The organism is Roseibium sp. RKSG952, from assembly GCF_009711355.1.
On the sequence record NZ_SMMF01000750.1, the window covers coordinates 1 to 6762 of the forward strand.

Below are 6762 nucleotides of genomic sequence, written 5' to 3' on the forward strand. Positions count from 1 at the left end.
AGAGCCTGTGGTTCCTCGACAAGCTCGATGTGCAGGCAGGTGTTGCCTATAACGAGGTTCATGCCTTCTCGTTGAAAGGGGAGCTGGACCGGGGGGCGCTGGAGCGGGCGGTGAACCGGCTCGTGGCACGCCACGAGAGCCTCAGAACCCGGTTCGAGGAGGTGGACGGGACACCGTTTCAGGTGATTTCGCCGTTGGAGACAAGCGGTTTCCGGTTTGGCTTTGAAGATGTTTCCGAGATTGCATGTGACGCCCTTGAAGAAAAGGTCAGAGTGCTCCGGCAGTCTCCCTTCGACCTGGAACAGGGACCGCTGTTCCGGGCGCATCTTCTGTCTTTGGGAAGCTCGGAGCACATCTTTGTTTTTGGTGGGCATCATACGATCCGGGATGGCTGGAGTGACGTTCTGCTCTTGAAGGAACTCGCCGCCCTTTTTGAGGAAGAAACGGGAGGCGCCAAAGCGAACTTGCCGGCGTTGCCGATCCAGTATGCTGACTATGCGGTGTGGCAACGCAAGGTGCTGTCGGGCGAGCGGCTGTCGGAACAACTCGAATGGTGGAAGCAGGAGCTGGCAGGGGCCCCGGAGGCGATTACCTTGCCCTTCGACCGGCCACGCCCGAAGACCAAGAGTTACACCGGTGGAACCGTGCCGGTCCATATTTCAAAAGATGTCACCGAAGGTTTGAAAGCCCTTTCCTCCAGGCATCGGGCGACCGTGTTCATGGTGTTGGAGACAGCCTATGCTGCGTTGCTTGCGCTTCTGGGGGCTGGTGAGGATGTGGTCGTTGGAACCGCCGTTGCAGGCCGTCAAATGGAAGAGCAGGAGCCTCTTGTCGGCTTTTTTGTAAATACCCTGGCGCTTCGCAACCGGATTGATAAACACGCCACCTTCGAGGAGCAGCTTGCCAGGACCAAACCCATGGTGCTGGAGGCCTTCCAGCATCAGGAGGTGCCGTTCGAGGTGGTGGTTGACGCCATCTCCCCAGCCCGGACGATGGCCCATGCACCCATTATCCAAACCATGCTGGTTCTGCAGAATATCCCGGAAATAGCCGATTCCATTAACCTGTCAAATGTTGAAGCAACAACGATACTGGAAGGAACTGCTCTTCAGGCCAAATTTGACCTGCAGATCAATCTGACAGAAACCGGTGACGGGCTCCGCGGGCACCTGTTCTATTCAACGCAGCTGTTTGATCCGGAAATGGCAGACCGGATCGCTGCGATGTTCGGCCGCGTGCTCAATACGGTTGTCGGCTCTCCAGACACCCGGATATCGGATCTGCCTCTTGTTGATCAGGATGAAATATCTCGCGTTCTCATGGCGTTCAACGATACGTCTGTTGAATATTCCGGGAATGCAACTGTGGTTGACTTGTTCAAGGTACAGGTGGACAAGCAACCGGACGCTGTCGCCATTGTCGACGGTGATCGGAAGATGGATTTCAGAGAGCTCGAGCGCGCATCGGCACGGATGGCTCAATACCTGATTGAGCAAGGTGTTGGACCCGAAGTGGTTGTCGGGGTCAAACTTGAACGTTCGGCGGAGCTGATTGTTGCTCTGCTGGCAATTTGGAAAGCTGGCGGCGCATATCTGCTTCTAAATCCGCTTGATCCCGGCCATCGTCAACTCTTGTGCTTGAAAGAAAGTCGCTGCCGCACGCTGCTTGTTGGCGGGTTTCAACATGATCAGGCCAAAGACGGCAACAGCACCGATTTCGTGAAAATCTGCGCAGATCAGGGCGTGACAGTTCATGACATTGAAGAGATCGGTCACAACCATCTCTCAAGTGCCGCATCCCCGGGCGTCCCGGTCCCCTTGGATTGCAAGCAGACTGCCTATGTCACCTTCACATCCGGGTCTACAGGGACACCAAAGGGCGTTGCCATAGAGCATGCTTCCCTTGCAAATTTCATTCAGTGGTTTGCCCGGGATATGGATACCAGCAATCGGGTGTGTAGTGTCTTGCGGACTCCGCAAGGGTTCGATCCGATAAACCGTGAAATCTGGTTCCCTTTGTCAACCGGGGGAACGATCAACATCTCCCGGGGCGAAGGGCTTTTCGACATACCTCCACAAGCTCAGGCGGGGGGCGGGCAGGCAAACAGCTATCTCCAGCTGACACCTTCACTACTGCAAACAGTGCTCCAACAGGATGGCCTGCAGAGCCTGCCGGATCACAGTACTGTCTATCTCAGTGGGGAGGCGCCCTCGGCAGAACTTTGGAGGACACTCACGGGTGCAGGCAAATCCTTTAGATGCATCAATGGGTATGGCCCGTCAGAAGTCTCAATGTCGAGTTCCATGTGGCAAGGTGAAATAGATCCGGAGGCGCAAAGTGTCCCGATCGGCAATCCGGTTGGCAACACGCAGATATATGTAGTCAACGAACATATGGCACCGGTACCGATTGGTGTTGCAGGTGAGTTGTTGATCGGTGGCGCTCAGGTTTCACGTGGCTATCTGGGCCGCCCGGGCCAGACGGCAGAAAAATACATTGCCGATCCATTTTCGCGTGAAGAGGGGGCACGGCTGTACCGGACAGGTGATCTTGCGCGCTGGCGGGCCGATGGCACGCTGGACTTCCTGGGCCGGATCGACACCCAGGTGAAGATCCGGGGCATGCGGGTCGAGCTTGGCGAAATCGAGGCTGCGCTGGCTCACCAGGCAGGCATCGCCCAGGCGGCCGTAGCGGCTCGTAAAGAGCAAGGTCCGGCTGGACCCGATTACCGGATCATTGCCTATCTTGTTCCCGACGATTTGACAGATCACGAGCTTGCGAGTGCTTTGGGTTTGAAACCGGATGACCTGACCGATGCAATCCGAAACGGGTGTCATCAGCTTGCGCTCGATGGGGGCTGGGACCTCCAGACGCTTCGCAGCGAACTGGGCAAGGTGCTGCCCGAACACATGATACCGTCCGGCTTCATCGGCCTTTCGCGTCTTCCGCTAACATCATCGGGAAAAGTGGACCGGCGCGCGCTTCCGGAAGACGGCGTGACTGTGGCCAGCGTTCAATATGTCCCGCCCAGAAACGAGCGGGAAATGGAAATGTGCTGCATCATGAGGAGTGTGATCGCCCACGATCGGTTGTCGCTCGAGAAAGTTGGTATTGACGACAATTTCTTCGATATTGGCGGGCATTCGATCTTTGCCGCGCAGTTTGCATTGCGTTTGGAAAAGGCAATTGGGACCCACGTCCCGGTCCGGTTGGTGTTTGAACATCCGACTATTCGGGAAATGTCCGTCCGTTTGGACGACGTCTCCGGCGAAGCCTTGCCGCCCGTCGTTTTTGCGGACCGGTCTGCGCCAATTCCTGCTTCGTTCGAACAAACGCGCATGTGGATGGCAAACAAGCTCTTCGCCGGACGGCCTGTTTACAATGAAGGCTTGCCGATGGTGCTTCGAGGCAAGGCTGATACGGATGCCTTGCTGAGCGCTGTTCAGAAAATTCTGGATCGTTATGAAGTCTTGCATACGAGGGTTGTCTGGCAAGACGGCCGGCTGCTTCAGGAAATTGATCCCCCTGGGCTTCTGAAGGTTCAATTCGAGGATTGGTCGGCCCAACCGACCCCGCGCGGGTTACTTGAAAAGAATGCCGAAGCACGCTGTGCGGCCCTTATGGCAGAGCCTTATGACCTGGCCGTGGACTATCCTTGCCGTGCACTTGTGCTGAAACTCGCGGATGATCATCATATCTGGTGCCTTGCGAACCATCACATCGTCGGCGACAACTGGTCGTTGAGCCATGTGATGCCGGCGGATTTCTTTGCGCTCTATGAAGGAGCACTGCACAAACGCGAAGCCGTTTTGCCGGAGCTCACGCTGCATTATGCCGATTACGCCGCTTGGCAGCATTCCGAAGCCCTGTCAGCCAGACTGGCGAGTGATCTGGGGTGGTGGACACAGCAGTTGGCTGACGCCCCTGAAGTGATCAACCTTCCTCTCGACAGACCGCGGCCATCCGAGAGGACGCATGAGGGCCGACGGATTTCAACCCTCGGCTTCAATCAGGACCAATGGCGCCAGATAGAGACATTTGCGGTTCAGCGCGGTGGCACAGCATTCATGGTGTTTGTTGCTGCCTTGTCCGGGGTCTTGTCCCGGCTGGCACAATCATCGGACATTGTGATTGGAACGCCGCATGTGATGAAGCCGGATGCAGCCCTCTGGGACGAGTTCGGCTACTTCGGCAATACGCTGGCGCTGCGTACCAAGATTGATCAGGAAGGCGCATTTGACAACCTGTTCGCCGAGGCCAAGCAGGTAGTCGGCGACGCATTTGCCCATCAATATGTGCCTTTTGAAGAGGTTGTGGCCGCACTTGGACGGGCAAACCACAACGCCACTCCTGTATTCCAGGTTGTCCTTGTCATGCATGCGTTTCTGGATTTCAGCCGGTTGAAACAGGACGATCTGGAGATCTCTCTGTTTGGAAATGCGAAGCCACCTGTTGCGAAACACGATCTCACAGTTGATGTCTATCCGTCGGAGACCGGTGTTCATGTTGCGCTGGAGTATGCCACCGACATTTTCGACGAAAGCACTGTTAGCTCAATTGGTGCAGGGCTTCACTGGTTCCTGTCGGCCGCGCTCGCAGCGCCTGACACCTGTGTATGGGCGCTGCCGCTCTTCGAGCCGGAAGCTGGCACGATCACGTCGAGAGCGGGAGACGCGGGGAGCAACACCCTTCCGGCAATGTTTGCTCTTCAGGTTGCTCAGCGTCGTGCTGCACCGGCCGTTACCCACGGGGCCCGGTCGATCTCATATGATGTGCTTGACAAGGAAACGAACAAGTTTGCCAGATACCTCATATCGCTCGGCATCGGGCCTGAGAGCGTTGTCGGCGTATGTCTTCAACGCTCCCCGGATCTGATTCGGACGTTGTTGGCGATTCTGAAAACCGGTGCTGCCTATTTGCCGCTGGACCCGGAATACCCGGCAGACCGTCTTGGCTACATGCTCTGTGATGCAGACGCAGACTTGCTCATCACAACGAGCGGGTTGTGTTCCGTGTTGCAGGGTGCGTCAGGAGATGATGAAAAGAATGTGCTCATCATTGATGATCCGGTTATCCGAGGTCACGTTGAGTGCCTGACCGATGGACCCATCACAGATCAGGTCCGAGTGGCGCCTCTGACCCCTGAATCACTTGCATACATCATCTATACATCCGGTTCTACAGGGCGCCCGAAGGGCAGTCTGGTGTCTCACCACAATGTCACCCGGCTGCTTCATGCGACATGTGACAAGTTCGGGTTCGGCCATCAGGATATCTGGTCTTGCTTCCATTCCTATGCCTTTGATTTCTCGGTCTGGGAGACTTGGGGCGCACTTTGCACAGGAGGAGAGGCTGTTCTCGTTCCACAGGAAATCGCGCGGTCACCGGGATGGTTTGCTGACTTTGTTCAACTGTACAAGGTCACTGTCCTGAACCAGACGCCCACAGCATTTGAAGGTTTCAGCGCCAGTGTCCTTGAACAGGCCATGGATCTTCCTGATCTGCGACTTGTTATCTTCGGTGGCGAAGCTTTGGTGCCGGCCAAACTGGCTGGCTGGTTTGATCGGCACGGCTCACAGCAACCTAAGCTTGTTAACATGTACGGTATCACCGAAACCACGGTTCACGTCACCATGCAGCCGGTTGACCAGACGGCGGTGGAAGCTGGCATCAGCAATATCGGCGTTGGGCTTGACGATCTCGACCTGCATGTCGTGGATCCGCACATGCAACCGGTCCCGTCCGGTGTTTATGGCGAATTGCTGGTTGGCGGACCGGGTTTGTGCCGTGGCTATCTGGGCCGGGCCGGGCTGACCTCGGAAAGGTTTGTTGCAGATCCTTTCTCGGGAGAGCCAGGTGCGCGGCTCTATCGAACCGGCGACTTTGTGCGGTGGCGCAGGGACGGCACTCTGGAATACATGGGCCGGATTGACGGACAGGTGAAGATCCGGGGCAAACGGGTTGAACTTGGCGAGATAGAAGCGGCTCTTGCCGGGATCGAAGGCATCGCCCAAGCTGCTGTTGCGGTCCAGAAACAATCCGGCTCTGAGGGGCAGCTGACAGCCTATCTTGTTCCAAAGAGCAAAGACAATGGTCCGGACTACAATCCGCGGAATGTTTTTCCCATTGAACTCGCAGGCCTTGTTGACCTTGCTAGCTTGCGCTCAAGACTCGCGGAGCTTTTGCCTCCGCACATGGTGCCCGACAGTTTCGTTGGATTGAAGCATCTGCCACTAACACCCTCCGGCAAGACCGACCGTAGTGCATTGCCTCAAATCCGTGGGGAGGTTGCGCGTGCCGAATACGAGCAGCCTGTCGGTCAAACCGAGGTGTTGATTGCCGAGGCCTTCGAAACGGTCCTTGCAATCGATCAGGTCGGACGGACCGACAGTTTCTTTGAACTGGGCGGCAACTCACTGGCAGCAGTCCGGTTGGCTGAGGTCATCAAGACGAAAACAGGTAAGTCTTTGGTCGCAAGTACCATTTTCCAACATGATACGGTGGAAAAACTTGGCGGAATGCTGTCCACCTTGTGTGAAATGGCGCCGACCGAAGAAGAAATCAGACTTATTCGGGAAAACCCGGGGCTGATTCCACAATTTGAAGAAGTCTTCGGCAAGGGGGCTGCCGGCAAATTCATCAAGGGAGCGTAAAATGGCGGCCTCTGACATGACAACTGCCGAGAACCCGTTCCTGAAAAACAGGAAACACCTTCCTCTTACCGAGATACTCCCTCTGGTCCGGGTTGATCGTTGTGGTGTG

Annotated in this window: 1 protein-coding gene; it reads left to right on the top strand. The window is 56.2% G+C overall.

What is annotated here, in order from left to right; genetic code table 11:
- Positions 1 to 5 precede the first annotated feature (5 nt).
- Positions 6 to 6653, top strand: a complete 6648-nt coding sequence (locus E1297_RS05505; RefSeq protein WP_244327648.1) for a non-ribosomal peptide synthetase — start codon at positions 6 to 8, stop codon at positions 6651 to 6653.
- Positions 6654 to 6762: the final 109 nt, after the last annotated feature.